The sequence below is a fragment of the Methanomicrobiales archaeon HGW-Methanomicrobiales-1 genome (assembly GCA_002839675.1).
Lineage (GTDB): Archaea > Halobacteriota > Methanomicrobia > Methanomicrobiales > Methanospirillaceae > Methanoregula.
Window position 1 is genome coordinate 38,880 of the sequence record PGYM01000004.1, and the last position, 17,449, is coordinate 56,328.

The following is a 17,449-nucleotide window of genomic DNA, read 5'->3' on the forward strand; positions in this document are numbered from 1 at the left end:
TGTAAGTATGGCAAGAAAAAAGCAAACTGGAAGAAGAGTAGAAGGCTGGAAGGCCAAGAGCTGGTACAAGGTGCACACTCCCGACAACCTCGGGAAAGTGTTCATCGGTGATACCATAGCAAACGATGCTGAAAACGTTGTCGGCAGGATCATGACGTCAACGCTTGGCGAGATCACCAACGATTACGCAAAGCAGCACATGAAGATGAGCTTTAAGATCAACTCCGTAACCGGCGACGCGGCATACACCGAGTTCGTTGGCCATGAAGTGACCCGGGACTACCTCCGCTCGCTCGTCAAGCGCCGCAGCACCCGTGTTGACTGTCATGTCCCGCTGGTCACCAAGGATGGCAAGAAAGTCCAGCTGACCATCAGCTGCTACACGTTTGCCCGTGCAAATGTCTCACAGGAGCACGCAATCCGGAAGATCATTACCGAAGCAGTCACTGCACAGGCATCCGCGTGGGATTTAACCACGCTTGTCAACGTGATTGTATCCGGCGAGATCTCACGCGATCTCTTCAAGGCAGTCAAGATCATCTACCCGACCCGCAGGGTCGAAGTCGTCAAGTCCAAAGTTCAGCCCGTGGCTGCACGGATTTCAACGGCATAATTTTTTTTTTGAGTTGTTTTTTAAGATTTTTACCAGACCGTGCAGGTTTTTTTTAGCCAGCACGTAACCATCGCTAATCCCCAAAATCCCCCCGAAACCTAATTACCCCGCCCGTCCAACATTCCTTACTCATGACCGCGAGCAGGATTCTTTTTATCGTCCTTGATGGAGTCTCCGATCGCCCCTGTCCCGCACTCGGGGGTACAACCCCGCTCGCAGCAGCAAAAACTCCTGTTCTTGACAAACTTGCGCAGGAAGGCTGCTGTGGCATCATGGATACCATCGCGCCGGGCATCCGCCCGGGTTCCGACACCGCACACCTCGCCCTTCTCGGGTATGACCCCTACAAGTACTATACCGGCCGGGGACCGCTCGAATGCGAGGGCTCGGGCATCCACATGGAACCGGGCATGATCGGATTCCGGTGCAATTATGCCACTATCTCAAAAGAAGGGCTTGTCATCGATCGCCGGGCCGGGCGCATCCACGATACTGCCGCCTTAAGTGCCGCAATACAGGACGGCGTTGACCTCTCGAAGTTTGGCGTGGAGTTCACGTTCCGCTCCGGTGCCGGGCACCGGGCTGCCCTCGCCCTCAAAGGAGAGGGAATCGGCCACTGCGTCACTTCCAATGATCCCAAGAAAGAGGGTGTGAAACCGCTCACGGTCAGCGCGATCAAAAAGTCACCGGCCCATGAAAAGACCGCAGCGGTCTGCAACGAGTTTGTCCGGCAGTCCACGAAGATTCTCTTCGATCACCCGATGAACAAAGAGCGGCTGGCACAGAACCTCAGCCCGGCAAACATCGTGCTGATGCGGGGCGCCGGCGAGATGGGGAAGTACGAACCGTTCACGGAAAAATACGGCCTCACGGGATCGGTCATCTCCGCTGCAAGCCTCATCACCGGTATTGGCCGGGCAGTCGGCCTCCCGCATATCGAGGTCGCCGGTGCCACCGGTTCGCAGAACAGCAATGTAGCCGGCAAGATCTCGGCAGCAGTCAACGAGTTAAAGACCAAAGATTTTGTGCTCCTTAATATCAAGGGTGCCGATGAGTCCGGCCATGACGGACTTGCCGAACAGAAGAGGGATTTCATTGCAAAGATCGACCCGCTTCTCGAACCGCTGCTGGACCTTAAGGATACTATCATCATCATCTGCGGGGACCACTCGACACCGTGCACGATTAAGGACCACAGCGCCGACCCGGTGCCGGTCCTGATACGGGGCGACGGCGTCCGGATGGACGACGTGGTCCGCTACGATGAATACCATTGTGCGAAAGGCGGCCTCAACCGGATCCGGGGCACGGACCTGCTGCCGATTGCCCTTGACCTTATCAATAAATCACATAAATTCGGGGCCTGAGGGCACGTGGCGGAGAACCAGATGAGAGAACGAGCCGTAAAAAACTGGCATAAGCACTGCCTGCTCCCGGATGGCACCGAGCTGCAGGAACACAGCCTGAAAACCGACCGGGATATTGTCGTCGGGGAGTTCTGCCAGATCGATTACGGTCTGCGGGGTGCCGACGTGTACGTGGGCGAATCCTCAAAGATCCGCGAGTACGTCTGGGCAAGCGGCGATGCCCGGATCGGCAATCTCTGCGAGATCGGCAGCGATGTGATCGCAAAGAAAGATGCGTATATTGGCGAAGGCGTGAAGATCAATGGCCGGCTGGTGGTTGCCGGGGCTCTTGACATCGGCGAGAAAGTCGAGATCAAAGAAGGGTTCGAGGCAACCGGTGCCATAGAGGTGCGAAACCCGATGCCGGTCTTCATGTTCATCATCATTTACTTAATGACGATGCTCAAGATCCAGAACGAGAAAGAACTCGACCGGATTCTCGACAACCTCTTTTCAGATGACGAGGAGAAGCGGGAGATCCCGCTCATGATCCCTGCCCGTTCGAAACTCAACATGAAACTTTTTTCTGTTCCCTCGACGATGAAGATCGGTAAGGGCTGCCGGCTCCACGGCAATATCCGGGCAGGCTCGATCGACGTCCAGCAGAACTCTGTGATCTTCGGGAGCCTGCGGGCACGAGGCAATATCAGTGTGGTCGATGGCGTCACCGTCCACGGCAATGTGGAGAGCGGCAGTACGGTCTTTGTGAAAAAGGGCGCCCATATTTTAGGGAACGTGATCGCAAAAGCGATCGTGCTCCATGAGGATGCCAGAATTGATGGCACCATCCAGGCACCGCATGGCATGCGGATCGAGCGTGGACCATGAACATAGCAGAAATTCTCGAACTCGAAGACCTCCGGTTGGTGGAACCATCGTTTGCCGACCTTACAGACAGCAGGTACAACGCCCTGCTCGCACAACAGGATACCAGTGAAGGGCGTCTCTTACTGGATGAAGCAGAAGAGCCGCTCGCCCTCGCGTTCCAGGGCACGAATGGCTGGATTGCCGGTACATTTCTCTGCCGGAACCCCTCGGTCGCCCTTATCGACCTGTTCGAGAGCGTGAACGGCGAGATCTTCCAGGAGAACCGGGCGGCCTTTGCCGCAGCCGTGCGGGAATATTTCAGCAACGCCATGGTCGCTGAAGTCCCACCGGCAATCGATGACCTCAATCCCGCCCGGCGGGGGATTCTCGGGCAGCTGATCGAGAATACCTGGGGCAGCGGCAGTGGCGAGACCTGTGTTGACTGCTGCTGCGGCTCGGGAGTCGGCTCGCTGGTGCTCCGGGATATCGGGTACTCCCCGCTTTCCTATGACAATGATGCCTCCCTCCTCTCGCGGGGTCTGCATGCAGGCCGGCTCCTGCCAACAGAGACTATGTGTCTTGACGCCACTATCGCATCGCAGTACATTGAACCCTCGCCAAAAGGTATCGGGATCATGTTAGGCGAGTTCAACAGTTTTAACCAGGATATGTGGGAAGCAATCGTGCGGGAACTCTTTGAAGCCACTAAAGAGACGCTGATCACGGTGGGAACGGAACCCGAGGCCCGCCTCGTGGCAAAATGGGGCGAAGATATGGGCCGGACCGTTGAAGTTCGGGAGAATCCCGCGGATCCCATCTACGATCTCTGGGTATGCGAATCGCACGTTTAAAAAAAAGTGCGGAAAGGATATAAAAAAATATTATTTCGGGGTCTGGACGCGTTTTAACCGCTCGCTGACCGGGTCGCCGCTCTCGTGTACACTTTTAAACGGGGGGGTGCAGGCCCGTATCCCCCGTTTATGCGAGAACATCTCGTCAGTATTGAGGTTTTCTCCGGTAAGCTTCCGGGTCAGTTTGTCCAGGTCTTTTTTTACCTGCAGTTCCTGCTCATCAGGTTCCATGGTTATACTGATACATCTGGGAGAATATAGAATTTTGCGAGTAGTTGCCGGACTACGTTGTTGTACCGGCCCTTGTTCATTGTTCCTTCCCGGGTATCCCGAAGACGATATCATGGAACTGCGTCGAGGCCATGATGGTCGGGTCCTTCAAAGTCCGTGTCAGTACGATCATCCACCCGGGCAGGGAGTGGTAGAAGCGTTTCGCCCGGGGAAAAAGGAAAAAAAAAGAATTACTTTGTTTTGAGATACGGTGCGGGGCAGGACTTCTGCCATTCTTTCAGGCGGATACCATACACTACCCGGACAACCCCGTACAGGATGAGAAACGTCCCTATCGCAATGCCGAAATACATCAGGTTGTTTTCCGGGATTACGATTAAATATATCCCGAGAAGGATCGCAGCGAACGACGAGAATGCTACAATGCTTCGCACAAAAAAATCAAAGATGATAGTTGCTGCAGCAAGCACCATCAGACAACCGAAGACAATCAGGCTGACCCCGATGAGGATTCCGGCCGTGGCGATAATCCATGCCGGGTTGAGCAGGGAAACCAGCGCCAGCAGTATCCCGACAGCACCAATCCCTGCAATCAGCCACCTGGAAAATCCTCCGCCTTCAATGAACAATCCTTCAGCGATCAGGATTCCGGCAAGGACAAGAATGACAATGGCGCTGAACGTAACAATGAAACCCATGGCATGACGGGGGAAGAAGAACGTTGCAACGCCGATAAATAATGCAAGAAAACCTGAAGCAGTGATTGAACCCCATTTCAGATCGCAGTACTCATACACGGTCAATCATTTTTTTCCCGGGATAATAATGGCATCGCTGAATTACCAAGTGGTGGGGCGTGCCCCGGGGGGCTGGCCGGGTCTCCGCGTAATGGCCCGGCCCTGAGCCGGTGATCGCATGGCGTTTGGCGATTGAGCGGTACACAAGGCACCGGACCGGGCATGTAACGAAGCGTTTGGAAGAGGGAGCGTGTAACGGAATGGGCTCAGCTACTCCGGAACCATATGACATGAGAAACACGGTAAACAGAAAGGCTGATGATCATTTTCACTCCGCACCTGCATACTTTAAGTGCCATTACTTCCGGCTTATATCTGTAGAGAATATACTTTCAAGTCAGGAACCGGGAAATGAAACCAGCACTCATCAGACGCCTTCACAAAAATTTTGAAGATTATGTTCACGTACAGGAAGGTATTGAATTCTGGTTCGCCCGGGACTTACAGAACCTCCTCGGTTATACCGAATGGAGAAATTTTTTAAAAGTTATCGAAAAAGCCCGTGAATCCTGCAAAAATGCAAACAACCCGATTTTAGATCATTTTGTTGACGCCAACAAATCGATCCCGGTTCCCAAAGGGGGGGAAAGGGATATTGAAGATATCCTTCTCACCCGCTATGCCTGTTATCTTATTGCCCAGAACGGCGATCCCCGCAAGGAAGAGATTGCGTTTGCCCAGAGTTATTTTGCGGTGCAGACACGCAAACAGGAGATCATTGAAGACCATATTCGTCTTGCCGAACGGCTGAAAGCGAGAAAACAGCTGAAAGATTCAGAAAAAGAATTATCACGGAATATTTACGAGCGGGGCGTTGGCGAGTCGGGGTTTGCCCGTATCCGGAGCAAAGGGGATATGGCTCTTTTCGGCGGCCATACTACCCACATGATGAAAAAACGCATGGTGATTGCAGAGAACCGGCCACTCGCCGATTTTCTTCCGACCGTTACCATTACGGCCAAAAATCTCGCCACTGAGATCACGAATTTCAATGTTACAAAAGAAGATATGCAGGGCGAAGAGCCAATCACGGTTGAACATGTGCAAAATAATCAGGATATCCGGGATTTGCTCCTGAAGCGGGGGATCCGACCCGAAAGTCTTGCTCCGGAAGAAGATCTCATGAAACTTGAGCGACGAGTGAAATCCCAGGAAAAACAGATCGCGAAACGTGCGGGAAAAATTGCTGCTGATTTGATCGATTCAGGAAAGGGTTGAGCTGCTAACCGGAAGGCCCGGGCCCCACCCCTTCCAAAACCCGGGGGCTGGCCGGCTCTCGCGTAACGGCCCAGCCCTGAACCGGTCATCGCATGCCGTTTGACAATTGCCCGGAACAGGAACGGGCACCAGACCGGGCATGTACCGAGGATTTTAGAGGTAGTGAGGATCGATACACGCGATCGGGATGATGAGAGATGAACGTAAAAGTTTACGACCACAAAATACTTGGCGCCTTGAATGTCACGCTTCTTATCAAAGGTTCAGGTTTTTTTTATGAAAAGATCATCTTCGGAATGCGAACAACCGCATTCACATACCCTGAAACAACTTGGCTGGACTGACGAATTCTCCCAGGCTTTCTCGAAATATTCCGCCCCCTATATTCCCGGCCGGGTGGCCTGCCGGCAAAAAACAGTCTGGGAAGTATTCATCGATAACGATTCGGTTATCGCCGGGATCTCCGGCGCCCTGCAACGGCTCGGCCGCTTTCCCGCAGTAGGCGATTTTGTCGTGCTGTTTCACCAGCCCGAAACCGGCTCCTCTACGATCGTTGACATCCTTCCGCAGAAGACCGTGTTCACACGGGGAGCTTCCGGAAGGGAGGGGACCGACCAGGTCATAGCAGCGAATATCGATACCGTTTTCATTGTCACCGCAGCCGGTCATGACCTCAACGCCCGGAGGATCGAACGATACCTTGCCATCGCCCACGCATCCGGTGCACGGCCGGTGATCGTAATCAACAAATCCGATCTTGCGGACGACCCTGCATTGCTTACGGAAGAAATTCTTCCGGTCGTATCCGGCATTCCGGTAATTCCTGTCAGTGCCGTCACCGGGCGGGGGATCGACTGCCTCGAACCCTGGCTTGCACCGGGCACAACAATCGTCCTCATCGGCTCTTCGGGAGTCGGCAAATCAACGCTGATCAACCGGCTGCTCGACCAGCCAATGCAGGATACCGGCGGCATCCGGGAGAATGACGGGAGAGGGCGACATACAACGACCGTCCGCCAGCTCTTCATCTTAAAGTGCGGGGCACTTATGATCGACAATCCCGGGTTGCGGGAAGTTGGCATCGGCACGGCTTCCGCCGGCATTGCCGAAACGTTTTTGGATATTCTCGAGCTGGCCGAGGGCTGCCGGTTCTCGGACTGCCGGCACGAGCAGGAACCGGGCTGTGCTGTGCGGGAAGCCGTAAGCAAGGGGATCCTCCCGGCATCCCGGCTTGAGAATTATCACCGGATTATGCAGGAGCTTGCGTTCGAGCAGGAAAAATCAGAGATCGGGCTTGTCCGGATCGAGAGGAAGAAGTGGAAGGCGATAAAGATCCTGGCCCGGGATATAAAAAATGCAAAAAGCCGGTTCTGATACCGGGGCGTTTGATAATTGCCGGTACATGAACGGACACTTATTGGATTTGGCAGGAGTGAAAATAAAAAAAAATGTTGATGCCACAGGACTTTAAAAATTGCGGCAGTGGGGCCAGTCCCGGTTTTTAATCAGGCCGCAGGGACGGGAACCACGAAGAACATAGCGTACCCATTACCGGTGTTCCTGGTCACGTGACCCTTGCCCGAGGTATCCTCCAGTAAGACGAGGTCCCCCGGTCCCAACTTCCTGACCGTGCCATCGGTTGCCTCCATTTCCACGGAACCCGACATGAGGGCCAGGAACTGCCGGGTGGGACAAGGGTGCCAGTCGCCGATCCAGCCGGGCTGAAACGAATAGAAGCGATATGTCGAAGCGGGTTTGTCCACGGAGATGTGGAACGGGGGAGCGGGGGGCGCTCCCGTCACGAGATTCTGTTCGACCGTTACGGTATCAAAGTGCGAACCACCCTCTGCGTCCGCATATAATCGGTGATACGTCACACTGGTGAGATTGGGCGAGAATTTTTGGGCCATGGTTTGTGTTCCTCTGTACGATCTGCGGGATGACTTGCTTCCCGAGGAGAATAAACAGAACGATGAGGGATAAAGGTTACGACACGTCTTAAAATCTTATGAGATGCGCAATTTTTTTTACAAATCATACGGAATCGGCTTGTCAATGGGAAATTCACTTACCGGACCTTTTGGGAGATTGGGCGGTACCGAAAAAGGGCTCAGCTCCTCCGGAACCGGAAGGATGAACGGGTAAGAAGAGCAGGTGCAACCACCATTAAGACCCATGAGAAACAAGCGGATACATATGAAAGTCAGTATCGACCGTTCAACGTGCGTCAGCTGCGGATCCTGCTGGGAGACCTGCCCGGGCTTTTTCGAACAGAATCCCGATGATTCATTCAGCCAGGTTGCGGAAAAATTCCGGCTCAACGGCGATATTGCACGGGGCATGACAGACCCTGAACTGGACGATTGCACTCGGGAAGCGGCGGATCTCTGCCCAGTGCAGATCATCAGCATTGATGAAAGTTGAAGTGTAGCGGGGCTACTCCGGAACCGGAAGGCAGGCCCCATCCCTCGCAGAAACCCGGGGGCTGCCGGGTCCCCGCGTAACGGACCCGCCTTGAACCGGTCATTACATTCCGTTTGACAATCTTCATAGCAATTTACCGGCAATACAATCCTATGAAGGCATATACCCCTGCGGTGATTCTTCTCATCCTCACGGCATCACTGGCACTCGCAGGGTGCACCGCACCGGCAACGGATCCAAAAGCTGCTGAAATGAAAGCGGTTGCGGGTGAGCTCGTGTCTTCCATCAATACAGGTCTTGGAGAGATGAAAGCCGGGCTTGCGAATACTTCCGGCGAGCTTTCCACGTCCGGCCTTTCCGGCACACATGCCGAGGAGATCCTCTCTAGGAATCTCCGGCACTACCCGTGGGCGTTCTCTTCGATCACGGTATCGCGGGATGGGATTGTCGGGGCCGCTGTGCCCGGAAGCCCGGAGGTCCAACCCGGCCTGAACATGAGCGGGCGGGTACAGATCGATAGAGCGAACGCAGCCCGGATCCCCCTTGTCGGCAGCGTATTCAGGATGGCAGAAGGGCCATCTGCAGTATCGCAGAGTTACCCGGTCTTCTCGCCTTCCGGGGAATATCTCGGGTATATCGATATAACCTATGCACCGGAAATCTTCCTTGACCGGTATATCGGGCCGGTGATAAACCGGACAGGGTATGATGTCTGGGTTATCCAGGCAGACGGGACCGAGATCTACGACACCTCGCCGGACGAAATCGGGAAAAATATCATAACCGACATCGTCTATTCGGATCCCTCCGTTAAGGAAGTGTCAGCGAGTATCGTGAAAGAGCCGTCAGCCTCGGGCAAATATACATTCTGGGATCGCGACTGGAACGGGAATGTCACCAAGACCGCAGTCTGGGAGACTGCAGGAATTGACGGGGCAGCCTGGCGTGTGGGAGTCACCCGGGAAGAAAGCGCAGCAACGTGACACTCCTCGTCACAACCCCTGCGCGAGCACTTCTGGTACAGAGCCATACCTTTGCGGAGGAACGGGGATTTTGGGAGAGTGAGCGGTACTGTAAGGTTGGGTAGATATTCAGCAACGTATTAGCCGAGCATGAACCGTACGAGCCAAGCTAGAGGGCTGCCGTGCCGGATACAGAAAAAGAAATTATTTAATGGTAAAGCTGGATTACTGAAGATATGAAGTCATTTCAGCGTTCCATCCTCCTTTTCGCAGTCCTGATTGTGACCCTGTTCGTAGCGGGATGTACGAGCAGTACCCCACCGACAGTCCCGCTCATGACAACTCAAGTTCCGACAACTACCGCTTCACCCGGGAATGCTCTGGCATCCATGACTGAATATCCCAATATTACCGGAGTTTGGATATCCGATGATGAGGCCGGGTATTATCTGAATACCACGATCCAGCCGGTCGCTATCGGCAAGAATACCTGGATCTTTACCTCGCAGCACGGCCATATCGCCGAGGGGTACAAGGTTTTCAGACAACCGGATGGCACCTACGCAAACCAGACGCTGGTTGGTATTTTTGATCCTGACGGTAAGTCAGTCTACATGATCGATCAGCCGGGTGGATGGGCAAAAGGTACGATTATCAGCCCGGATACCATGTTCCTTGTACTCACGCATACAGGGGGCAAGGACACGGGCGGAAATGCATTTGCAATGACTATGACTTTTCACCGTCAGAAATCACAATAATTTTTTTATCCGCATTTGTCCTTTACGAACCGTGCTTCCGGAACCGGAAGGCCCGGGCCCCACCCATCCCCGCTGAAACCCGGGGGCTGGCCGGTCTCGCTTGTGGGGGCGGTCCGGTCCGGGAAAGACCGGATCCTAAAAAAAATACCCAGCCCGGTCAGGAATAAATAGCATGAATAAGTGAATATTTTCTAATGACCGTCGCGGAAGCTACAGGAAAAAAGAGTGGCCCGCGACTCCTGTATATCGATAATCTCCGGATCCTCCTGATCTGCCTTGTGATCGTGTCGCACTGCTCAATAACCTACGGGGGTCTTGGCAGCTGGTACTTCACCGACCCGGGCAACGGTGCCGCGACACCGTTCATTTTTTCCGTAATCAATCCGCTGAACCAGTCATTCTTCATGGGCTTCTTTACCCTGGTATCGGCATACTTCGTTGTGGGGTCGCTCCTGCGCAAGGGAAGAGACCGGTTCACCCGCGACCGGTTAGTAAGGCTCGGGATCCCGCTCCTTGTCTGGATCCTCTTCATCAACCCTATCATCCTGCTTATCCTTACGCTGGGTGGCGCACCGCTTCCCATGCCCCTGGCAACCACCTTAAATCCGATTACTGGCCCCGGGCTCGGGCTCATGTGGTTTGTCTTCTTCCTGCTCGTGGCAACCTTCGCTTACCTGATATGGACCGGGATTTTCCGGCCGGATCCGACCGGCGACAAAAAACCGCATCCCTTCCCGGGTTTTGCCTCTGTCTTTACCCTCGGGATCCTCCTCGGGATCGTCACCACCATCGTCCGGATATTCATGCCGATCGGATACGTCTGGCTGTTCAATCTCCAGCTCCCGTTCTTCCCGCAGTATATCGCTCTCTTCATCATCGGGATTTATGCGGCACACAACAACTGGTTTGACGATATCCCCTCCCGTGTCGGGAAGATGTGCACACTCGCGGCCCTGCTCCTTGTCGCGTTCCAGATTGTGTTCATGTATGTAATCACGAATTCGCCGGCAGGGCTTGAGCCGGTCGTGGGAGGGCTCCACTGGCAGGCGGTGCTCTATGCGTTCTGGGAGCAGATGGCCGGGGTAATGATCATCACCGCACTGCTCTGGATCTTCTCGCTCTGGTTGAACCGCCAGGGGCCGGTCACCAGCGCAATGGGCGGGGATTCTTATACAGTGTACATTATCCACCCGGTCGTCCTCGTCTCCTTATCCCTTGTATTTGCAGGCCTTGCCATTCCCTCTCTGGCCAAATTTGCCGTGGTGCTCCCGCTGACCATCTGCCTCTCGTTTGCGCTCGCTCACGTAATCCGTGCTGTGCCCGGGGTAACGAAGGTGCTGTGACGGGCCCGGGCCCCATCCCGCTGAAACCCGGGGGCTGGCCAGCTCTCCGCGTAACGGCCCAGCCCTAAACCGGCGATCGCATGCCGTTTGGGAATTGTCCGGAGCAGGAATGGGCACCGGACCGGGCAGGTACCGGAAATTTTTGGGAGAGGGAGCGATCAGCATAATTGGCAAAACTCCTGTAATCGTCAATGCATTAATAACAAGAACACACAAACCACACACATACAGGAATTGATATGGATGCACTAGCACTCCTCCGGCAGCACGGGCCGGAACTAAAGGGGCGGTTCGGCGTGGCGAAGATCGGCATCTTCGGCTCGTTCTCACGCGGAGAGGAGCGACCGGACAGTGATATTGACGTCCTCGTCACGTTCCAGAAGGACAGGAAAACGTTTGATAATTTTATGGGAACCAAATTTTATCTCGAAAATCTCTTCAAACGGAAAGTTGATCTCGTGACGGATGCTGCGCTCAAGCCCCTCATCCGCGATCCAATTCTCCAGGACGTTGTCTATGCCTAGATCCCAGCTGCTCTACCTGAACGATATTTCAGAGGCAGCAGGAAATATCCGGTCTTATGTAGGGGACATTACATTCGAGAAATTCAAAAATGATCGGATGCGGGTCGATGCGGTTGTACGCAATTTTGAAGTTATCGGAGAAGCGGTCAAGAACCTGAGCGATGAGGTGAAGACGCAGTTCCCCTCAACCGACTGGAAAGCAGTTGCCGGTTTCCGCGATACCCTGATTCATGGATATTTCGGTATTGACTTAGAGATTCTCTGGGACATTATTGTGAACAAAATCCCGGTATTGCAAAAAGAGATCTCCGCTATTATCACACACGAGAAAGCGAAGAACAAATAAAAATAAAATTCCGATTCTCTTTTTCTGAGATTTTTCACTACGAGAAAATAATCCCCCAACGTCAGGCCGGAAAATTTCCCAACCCGGGCCCCACCCGTCCCCGCTGAAACCCGGGGGCTCAGCTTAGGAGATAGACCAAGGCTGCTCCCATATCTCCCCCATCCGGGTTCATATCAGCCCCGGATTGCATCATTTCCGGCACCCGACCGGCCAGTTCCGGTGATTTCCCGGCCAGTTCTTTTTAGGAAATCTTATTTCAACTCCTGATGGGGAAACGGGGCATTTTGAGAGGAGATAAACCTGCCAGTACTGTGCAGTTTGGATTGAGGATAACCGATCGCCCTTGAGGGCAGGAGATTGTGAGGCAGAACGGGAAAAAGAACCCCGGTTTTCAGGAAGGTGAATTCCGGGCCGGGACCCGGGGGCTGGCCGGTCTCCGCGTAGACGGCCCGGCCCTGAACCGGTCATCGCAGGCCGTTTGACAATTGCCGGAATATCAGAACCGGTTAAGTGTTGTGCGAGAAATGATTTTTCATTGAACCTCCAATAATAGTTCCGGAGTGATATAATGTCCGATAAAAAACAATCACAATCCCGTATACGATCCGGAATTCTCCCTTGCGTGGGGATACTCTTTGTTGTACTGCTGAGTGCCGGATGTACCGGTGCATTTTCTGGCATACAGAATACCGTTCCGGGGACTCCGGTTTCGCCAGGTACTGCAACGAATCAGACCCCCAATAACAGCACATTTGATCATCAGATAACGATGCAGGTTGTCATGGTGGACGAAAAGGCAAATGCTGAATATGCTACGATCTGGCTTACTCCATCTGCACGCATTTACACACTTCCAAAAAATATGCCGGACTACAAGACATATATCGCGTTAATGAAACAATCCATAAAAGACGGCTCGTTCCTTACTTTCACGCTTGATACTCAGGATTCTTCGCAAGGTTTTTCGATAATTAAGAATGTTGTGAAAGGCGTGCAGCCAACATCTTCTTCAAATGGAGAGAAGGCAGTGCAGGTAGCGCAACCAGCATCTCCTCCGGATGAAGTAAATCAGGCAAATCAGAAACAATGAAGATTATCAATGGGGACGAGAAAGCAGATACTGAGCGGGCACCGGACCGGGCAGGTAACGAAACGTTTGGGAGAGTGAGAGGTACCGCACCGGGCACCATGGACACCATTTTTACGATTTCCGGAATCTATTTCCTGTACAATTTTCTCGTAAGAGATTCCGGAATAACCGGAAATGGTGTCCATAGTGTCCAAAACCAAGATCTTTTGCCGGGCAGTTGGACAGATCTATTGCGATTTCCGGGATCTTTTTTCTGTACGTTTTTCTCGTAAGAGATTCCGGAAAACAGGTACTTTCTGTCCAACTGCCCGGATTTATCGATCGAAGGCCCGGGCCCCACCCCTCCGAAACCCGGGGGCTGGCCGGGTCTCCGCGTAACGGCCCCGCCCTGAACCGGTCATCGCATGCCGTTTGGTGATTGCCCGGAACAGGGACGGGGGAATCTCCCACGGAATAAAAAGAAAAAAGAGTTATGGACTGTCCGGTTTCCTCAATTACCTATGCAAAAAGGTTTGCACCCTTTGTTCGTTGGCACATTGAGGGCCGCGGCCTGCTGGATGGGGAGGTCCACCGCGAAATACCATGCCAGTGCGATGATTGTGCCAAGGATTGCCAGCGCAATTATGAAGATGACAAGATTTTTCAGAGCGTCAGATTGCTGAGGTTCGGTCATAGTACAATTATCTTTGTTCGTTTTACTGCTGGAAAAACGTTTACACGTTTAAAGGTGCGAGGAACTCTGCCTGCTGAAGGGTGTTCTTTGTACTTTGTTTTTAATTGATCATCATCGCGTTTGTTGGCCCGGCCCTGAGTCGGTGATCGCATGCCGTTTGGCAATTGCCCGGAACAGCAACGGGCACCGGACCGGGCGGGTATCGGAGATTTTGGGAGAGGGGGCAATACCGTAATGGACTAGGAAGACAAAAACATCCCGTACCATCAAAATGCCTTTGTAGGGCAACAACAATTATGGTACAGAGGCATCCTATGGGAACCGAAGCAGTATCCCTCAATACCGTTCTTGAATACGTGGATAAGCTCGATCTCGAAGACCAGCAATACCTTCAGGAGATCATCCATCGCAGGCTTATCGACGCAAAACGCCTGGCACTTGTACGCCGGGCAAAACAGGCGAAAGGGAGTGTGCAGAAACACACGAGCCGGAGCGGAACAGTAAAAGATCTTCTGGCGGATCTGAATGGTTGAACTCATCTGGGACGAGCGATTCAAAAAAATTTACAAGAAGTGGTTGCACCAGCACCCGGAGCTGAAAGCGCAATTCGCCAAAAAGATTGTCCAGTTTGAAGAAGAACCGTTTCACCCATCATTAAAAACCCATACCTTAAGCGGGGTCTTAAAGGGACTCTGGTCGTTCAGGATTACGTACGAGCACCGCCTCGTTTTCGATTTTGTTGACGAGAGCCGGACACAGGTTGTATTGATCGATATCGGTTCGCACGAAGACGTGTATTAACGCTCAATCTTTTTTGGAAATGGTTCATGGAACACCCACAAGAAAAATCCCGGGCTTTTTTTTAATTCGATTAATAATTCGTGAGTCCTGTTTTCCTGAAATTTTCTGGCGTGGCACAGCGGGTGAGTGGAGCGAGTTGAACGATTACGTTCCAACCAGAAAATAATCAACGTAAAACTATCAATCCGTACTGGGTGATACAGTAATCGCTTTCGTTGGCAGTCATTCTTCAGAACTTCTCTTTCATCACTGCATCTCCCGGGATGCGGTACGGTTTGGAACAATCAGGCCGGACCGGAAATTTTCTGATCCGGCATTTTTACCTGCGTACGAATGGGTGGAAGAAAAAACCGGGTTCTTTCCTTTTTTTTATGCGGTCGGGCAGATCGATACCGTACTACCCATGACAGGTTATGCGGATAACTGGAGAGTCCTGACGGGCGGTGAGATGATCAAGGGGAGATACCAAAAGATCTACAACAGCAAGGGAAATTTTCCCAACCTTGCCGTATTCTCGTTTGATTTCATTGAGGGAATATTCATGGACTCTCAGAGCTGGCACATTGCGCTCAATGCCTGCATGAATGGGGGGAACGTGACACCTGCCGAACAACGTATGATCTTCAAACCTTCGTGGACCCGCAGCCGCTGGATCCGGGCAGCCCTGAATGGCACTCATTCAGTTCAGCTTGTTGCGCCGGAATTGCCGCTCGCATTAGCAAAACGCGGGTATGTGAGAAATTCGAAAACCAAACGGATTGTTGAGAGAATGGGTTTTCCGGAAATCGCTGTCAGGAGAGTGAAAGTTTTGAGTTTTTTATGAATGGGCATGATTGATTTTATGATTCAGAGAGGATTATCAGACAGGAATTCGATAGAATTTTTTTTAGGATTTGGAAGCGTCGCGACAATCCGTATTTTAAATCCGTGGAATTCGACGGGTTTAGAAAATTTGCCGGGCTCAACAATTTTACCCTGACTCACAGTCAGTGGATTGAAAGGACATCAGCCATTGGTTTCATCTGGTAAAGGTAGTGGCCAGGAGTGTATCTCCAATAAGCCCGTAAAATGCCCGGTTTGCCAATCGGACGAAGGCAGTTTTTTGAGCAGTGAAAAAAGTGTCCACGCTCACAAAAAATACGGTTTTAAATGATTATTTTCAAAATTGGACTGATTTGCGGGGATTTAGACCCTGCAATTTAGCGGGCTTACAGCAGCCCCCTTTTTGGGCTGGATAGGTAGCACGGTCAAGAGGAAATGAAGGCCCTTTTTGGGGCCCGGAACCGAACACCCTCACGTCCGACACCGAAGTTAATTCACGATCATTTCCGACCCCCTGTTCATGCAATTCCTCCAGGAGTTTTCGATCGAACATGAGGTGATCTTCATCCAAACAGAGCCCGTTTTAGGCTTTGTTTGGGAATTTTTGGAGAACGGAGCCCTATACGTGCCCGGATGGGAGATAGGGTGAACTCTGAAAAAATGGTGGTTTTAGGAGGGTGAACTCATGCGATTTGTTAGAGATTTTTCGTCCGGAGGATTGATTGAAAATTTTTTGAGCGAGGGGCCGGTAAAATAATTTTTGAAAAATTCCTTGTAAAAATTTTGCAACAGAGTCCGCTTGAAATTTTCTGGGCAAGGTTTGATTGAACGGTTCGCGACTTGCAAACGGGAGCTGAGGGGTCGATTGAAATTTTCCGGACAAGGTTTGATTTATTTTTTCAACCAAGGGTCTGGGTATTATTTCCGGCCCGGGACCCCACCCATCCCACCGAAACCCGGGGGCTGACCGACTCTCGCGTAACGGCCCAGCCCTGAGCCGGTCATCCCATGCCGTTTGACGATTGAGCGGTACAGGGACGGGCACCGGACCGGGCAACTTACCGGATAGATTGGGAGAGCGAGCGATCACTATTATAAATTAGTCATCAGCTTTTTCCAGGAGAGCCTTCACTTCGCGGTTGAGCACAGGCAGATTGGTTTCCAGTACACCCCAGACAACTTTGTCTGAAATTGTTGCGTACCCATGAATCAGCCGGTTACGAAAAGAAATAATTCTCGATGAGTTGCTGATCAACTTTGCAACAGAAGGGTCGTGCTGGATGGCCTGATTGAGCGCCTCTCCGATTATTTCAAACTGGCGTTCGACACCCGATCGAAGTAAAGGATCGTTCTGGTAATCGGCAAGAGTCTTGCCAGCAGTAAATTGCATAATCAGATCGGAGGCTTCTGCAATATCGAAAAAATATTTCTTTGTTTCATGCGGCTGCATAAATTTCGACCTGCGTATCTTCAAGGGATTTGCGGAAATACGGATTGCGGACTCCTCCCGGCTCAACAAGATCAACCGGGCGATTGAGCAGGTGTTCGAGATCCTCTGCGAGCCCGAAGTATTGATCTGCATGCTCCGAGGGTTGCATCTTTTCAAATTCAACGAGAAGATCAAGATCACTTCTGTCAGGATCAAACCGGTCATCGGTCACTGAGCCGAATACTGCGAGACGACGGACCCTGCGGTGAGTGCATATCCTGATTATCTCTTCTAAGTTCTGCTCGATGATGCGGTGCATGGGTAGATCCCGGACTCCTGGGAGTGTGTTTC

At 52.4% G+C, this 17,449-nt stretch carries 23 protein-coding genes; 17 read left to right on the forward strand and 6 right to left on the reverse strand.

What is annotated here, in order from left to right; all coding sequences use genetic code 11:
• The first annotated feature begins 7 nt into the window (after nt 1-7).
• The 4 genes from CVV30_11690 to CVV30_11705 all read left to right on the forward strand — a co-directional run bounded on the left by CVV30_11690 (nt 8) and on the right by CVV30_11705 (nt 3,677).
• Nucleotides 8-613: a 30S ribosomal protein S3ae gene (locus CVV30_11690; GenBank protein PKL68001.1), complete on the forward strand. Its 606-nt coding sequence runs from the start codon at nt 8-10 to the stop codon at nt 611-613.
• A 131-nt stretch (nt 614-744) separates the two neighbouring features.
• Nucleotides 745-1,980: a phosphoglycerate mutase gene (locus CVV30_11695; protein ID PKL68002.1), complete on the forward strand. Its 1,236-nt coding sequence runs from the start codon at nt 745-747 to the stop codon at nt 1,978-1,980.
• A 21-nt stretch (nt 1,981-2,001) separates the two neighbouring features.
• Nucleotides 2,002-2,847 carry an acyltransferase gene (locus tag CVV30_11700; GenBank protein ID PKL68141.1) on the forward strand — a complete coding sequence of 282 codons (846 nt, stop codon included), beginning with the start codon at nt 2,002-2,004 and terminating at the stop codon, nt 2,845-2,847.
• Nucleotides 2,844-3,677, forward strand: a complete 834-nt coding sequence (locus tag CVV30_11705; protein PKL68003.1) for a hypothetical protein — start codon at nt 2,844-2,846, stop codon at nt 3,675-3,677. Before CVV30_11700 ends, CVV30_11705 begins: the two co-directional genes overlap by 4 nt.
• A gap of 30 nt (nt 3,678-3,707) precedes the next feature.
• Here CVV30_11705 and CVV30_11710 read toward each other — a convergent pair whose 3' ends face one another.
• Both CVV30_11710 and CVV30_11715 read right to left on the reverse strand, forming a co-directional pair.
• A complete protein-coding gene (locus CVV30_11710; protein ID PKL68004.1) occupies nt 3,708-3,908 on the reverse strand; it encodes a hypothetical protein in 201 nt (66 codons plus the stop codon).
• Nucleotides 3,909-4,138: 230 nt separating this feature from the next.
• A complete protein-coding gene (locus tag CVV30_11715; GenBank protein ID PKL68005.1) occupies nt 4,139-4,711 on the reverse strand; it encodes a hypothetical protein in 573 nt (190 codons plus the stop codon).
• 345 nt (nt 4,712-5,056) lie between these two features.
• Here CVV30_11715 and CVV30_11720 point away from each other — a divergent pair, with 345 nt between their 5' ends.
• Nucleotides 5,057-5,923 carry a DNA damage-inducible protein D gene (locus CVV30_11720; protein PKL68006.1) on the forward strand — a complete coding sequence of 289 codons (867 nt, stop codon included), beginning with the start codon at nt 5,057-5,059 and terminating at the stop codon, nt 5,921-5,923.
• 276 nt (nt 5,924-6,199) lie between these two features.
• Nucleotides 6,200-7,297 carry a ribosome small subunit-dependent GTPase A gene (rsgA, locus tag CVV30_11725; GenBank protein PKL68007.1) on the forward strand — a complete coding sequence of 366 codons (1,098 nt, stop codon included), beginning with the start codon at nt 6,200-6,202 and terminating at the stop codon, nt 7,295-7,297.
• Between the two features lie 131 nt (nt 7,298-7,428).
• On the opposite strand, the gene CVV30_11730 is transcribed toward rsgA, so the two are convergent.
• Nucleotides 7,429-7,833 carry a cupin domain-containing protein gene (locus CVV30_11730; protein PKL68008.1) on the reverse strand — a complete coding sequence of 135 codons (405 nt, stop codon included), beginning with the start codon at nt 7,831-7,833 and terminating at the stop codon, nt 7,429-7,431.
• A gap of 286 nt (nt 7,834-8,119) precedes the next feature.
• Here CVV30_11730 and CVV30_11735 point away from each other — a divergent pair, with 286 nt between their 5' ends.
• The 8 genes from CVV30_11735 (at nt 8,120) to CVV30_11770 (ending at nt 13,645) form a co-directional block, all read left to right on the forward strand.
• Entirely contained in the window at nt 8,120-8,347 is a 228-nt protein-coding gene (locus CVV30_11735) for a ferredoxin (protein ID PKL68142.1), read from the forward strand.
• A gap of 152 nt (nt 8,348-8,499) precedes the next feature.
• On the forward strand, nt 8,500-9,330 hold the full coding sequence (locus tag CVV30_11740) for a hypothetical protein (GenBank protein PKL68009.1): 831 nt from the start codon (nt 8,500-8,502) through the stop codon (nt 9,328-9,330).
• A gap of 368 nt (nt 9,331-9,698) precedes the next feature.
• Entirely contained in the window at nt 9,699-10,070 is a 372-nt protein-coding gene (locus CVV30_11745) for a hypothetical protein (GenBank protein ID PKL68010.1), read from the forward strand.
• Between the two features lie 194 nt (nt 10,071-10,264).
• Nucleotides 10,265-11,413 (forward strand): hypothetical protein, encoded by a 1,149-nt coding sequence (locus CVV30_11750; GenBank protein ID PKL68011.1) that lies wholly within the window; start codon nt 10,265-10,267, stop codon nt 11,411-11,413.
• A 239-nt stretch (nt 11,414-11,652) separates the two neighbouring features.
• Nucleotides 11,653-11,937 carry a nucleotidyltransferase gene (locus CVV30_11755; GenBank protein PKL68012.1) on the forward strand — a complete coding sequence of 95 codons (285 nt, stop codon included), beginning with the start codon at nt 11,653-11,655 and terminating at the stop codon, nt 11,935-11,937.
• Nucleotides 11,930-12,283 (forward strand): DUF86 domain-containing protein, encoded by a 354-nt coding sequence (locus CVV30_11760; protein PKL68013.1) that lies wholly within the window; start codon nt 11,930-11,932, stop codon nt 12,281-12,283. The genes CVV30_11755 and CVV30_11760 overlap by 8 nt, the downstream gene beginning before the upstream one ends.
• A gap of 622 nt (nt 12,284-12,905) precedes the next feature.
• Nucleotides 12,906-13,373 (forward strand): hypothetical protein, encoded by a 468-nt coding sequence (locus CVV30_11765; GenBank protein ID PKL68014.1) that lies wholly within the window; start codon nt 12,906-12,908, stop codon nt 13,371-13,373.
• Complete coding sequence (locus CVV30_11770; protein PKL68015.1) at nt 13,370-13,645, forward strand: hypothetical protein; 276 nt, start codon at nt 13,370-13,372, stop codon at nt 13,643-13,645. Before CVV30_11765 ends, CVV30_11770 begins: the two co-directional genes overlap by 4 nt.
• 218 nt (nt 13,646-13,863) lie before the next feature.
• On the opposite strand, the gene CVV30_11775 is transcribed toward CVV30_11770, so the two are convergent.
• Entirely contained in the window at nt 13,864-14,046 is a 183-nt protein-coding gene (locus tag CVV30_11775) for a hypothetical protein (GenBank protein ID PKL68016.1), read from the reverse strand.
• A 314-nt stretch (nt 14,047-14,360) separates the two neighbouring features.
• On the opposite strand from CVV30_11775, the gene CVV30_11780 reads away from it, so the two are divergent.
• The 3 genes from CVV30_11780 (at nt 14,361) to CVV30_11790 (ending at nt 15,670) form a co-directional block, all read left to right on the forward strand.
• Nucleotides 14,361-14,579, forward strand: coding sequence for a hypothetical protein (locus tag CVV30_11780; protein ID PKL68017.1), 219 nt, complete (start codon nt 14,361-14,363; stop codon nt 14,577-14,579).
• Entirely contained in the window at nt 14,572-14,847 is a 276-nt protein-coding gene (locus CVV30_11785; protein PKL68018.1) for a type II toxin-antitoxin system mRNA interferase toxin, RelE/StbE family, read from the forward strand. Before CVV30_11780 ends, CVV30_11785 begins: the two co-directional genes overlap by 8 nt.
• A 337-nt stretch (nt 14,848-15,184) precedes the next feature.
• Nucleotides 15,185-15,670 carry a hypothetical protein gene (locus CVV30_11790; GenBank protein ID PKL68019.1) on the forward strand — a complete coding sequence of 162 codons (486 nt, stop codon included), beginning with the start codon at nt 15,185-15,187 and terminating at the stop codon, nt 15,668-15,670.
• A gap of 1,098 nt (nt 15,671-16,768) precedes the next feature.
• On the opposite strand, the gene CVV30_11795 is transcribed toward CVV30_11790, so the two are convergent.
• On the reverse strand, nt 16,769-17,119 hold the full coding sequence (locus CVV30_11795) for a hypothetical protein (GenBank protein ID PKL68020.1): 351 nt from the start codon (nt 17,117-17,119) through the stop codon (nt 16,769-16,771).
• Nucleotides 17,106-17,417, reverse strand: a complete 312-nt coding sequence (locus CVV30_11800) for a hypothetical protein (GenBank protein PKL68021.1) — start codon at nt 17,415-17,417, stop codon at nt 17,106-17,108. The genes CVV30_11795 and CVV30_11800 overlap by 14 nt, the downstream gene beginning before the upstream one ends.
• Nucleotides 17,418-17,449 lie beyond the last annotated feature (32 nt).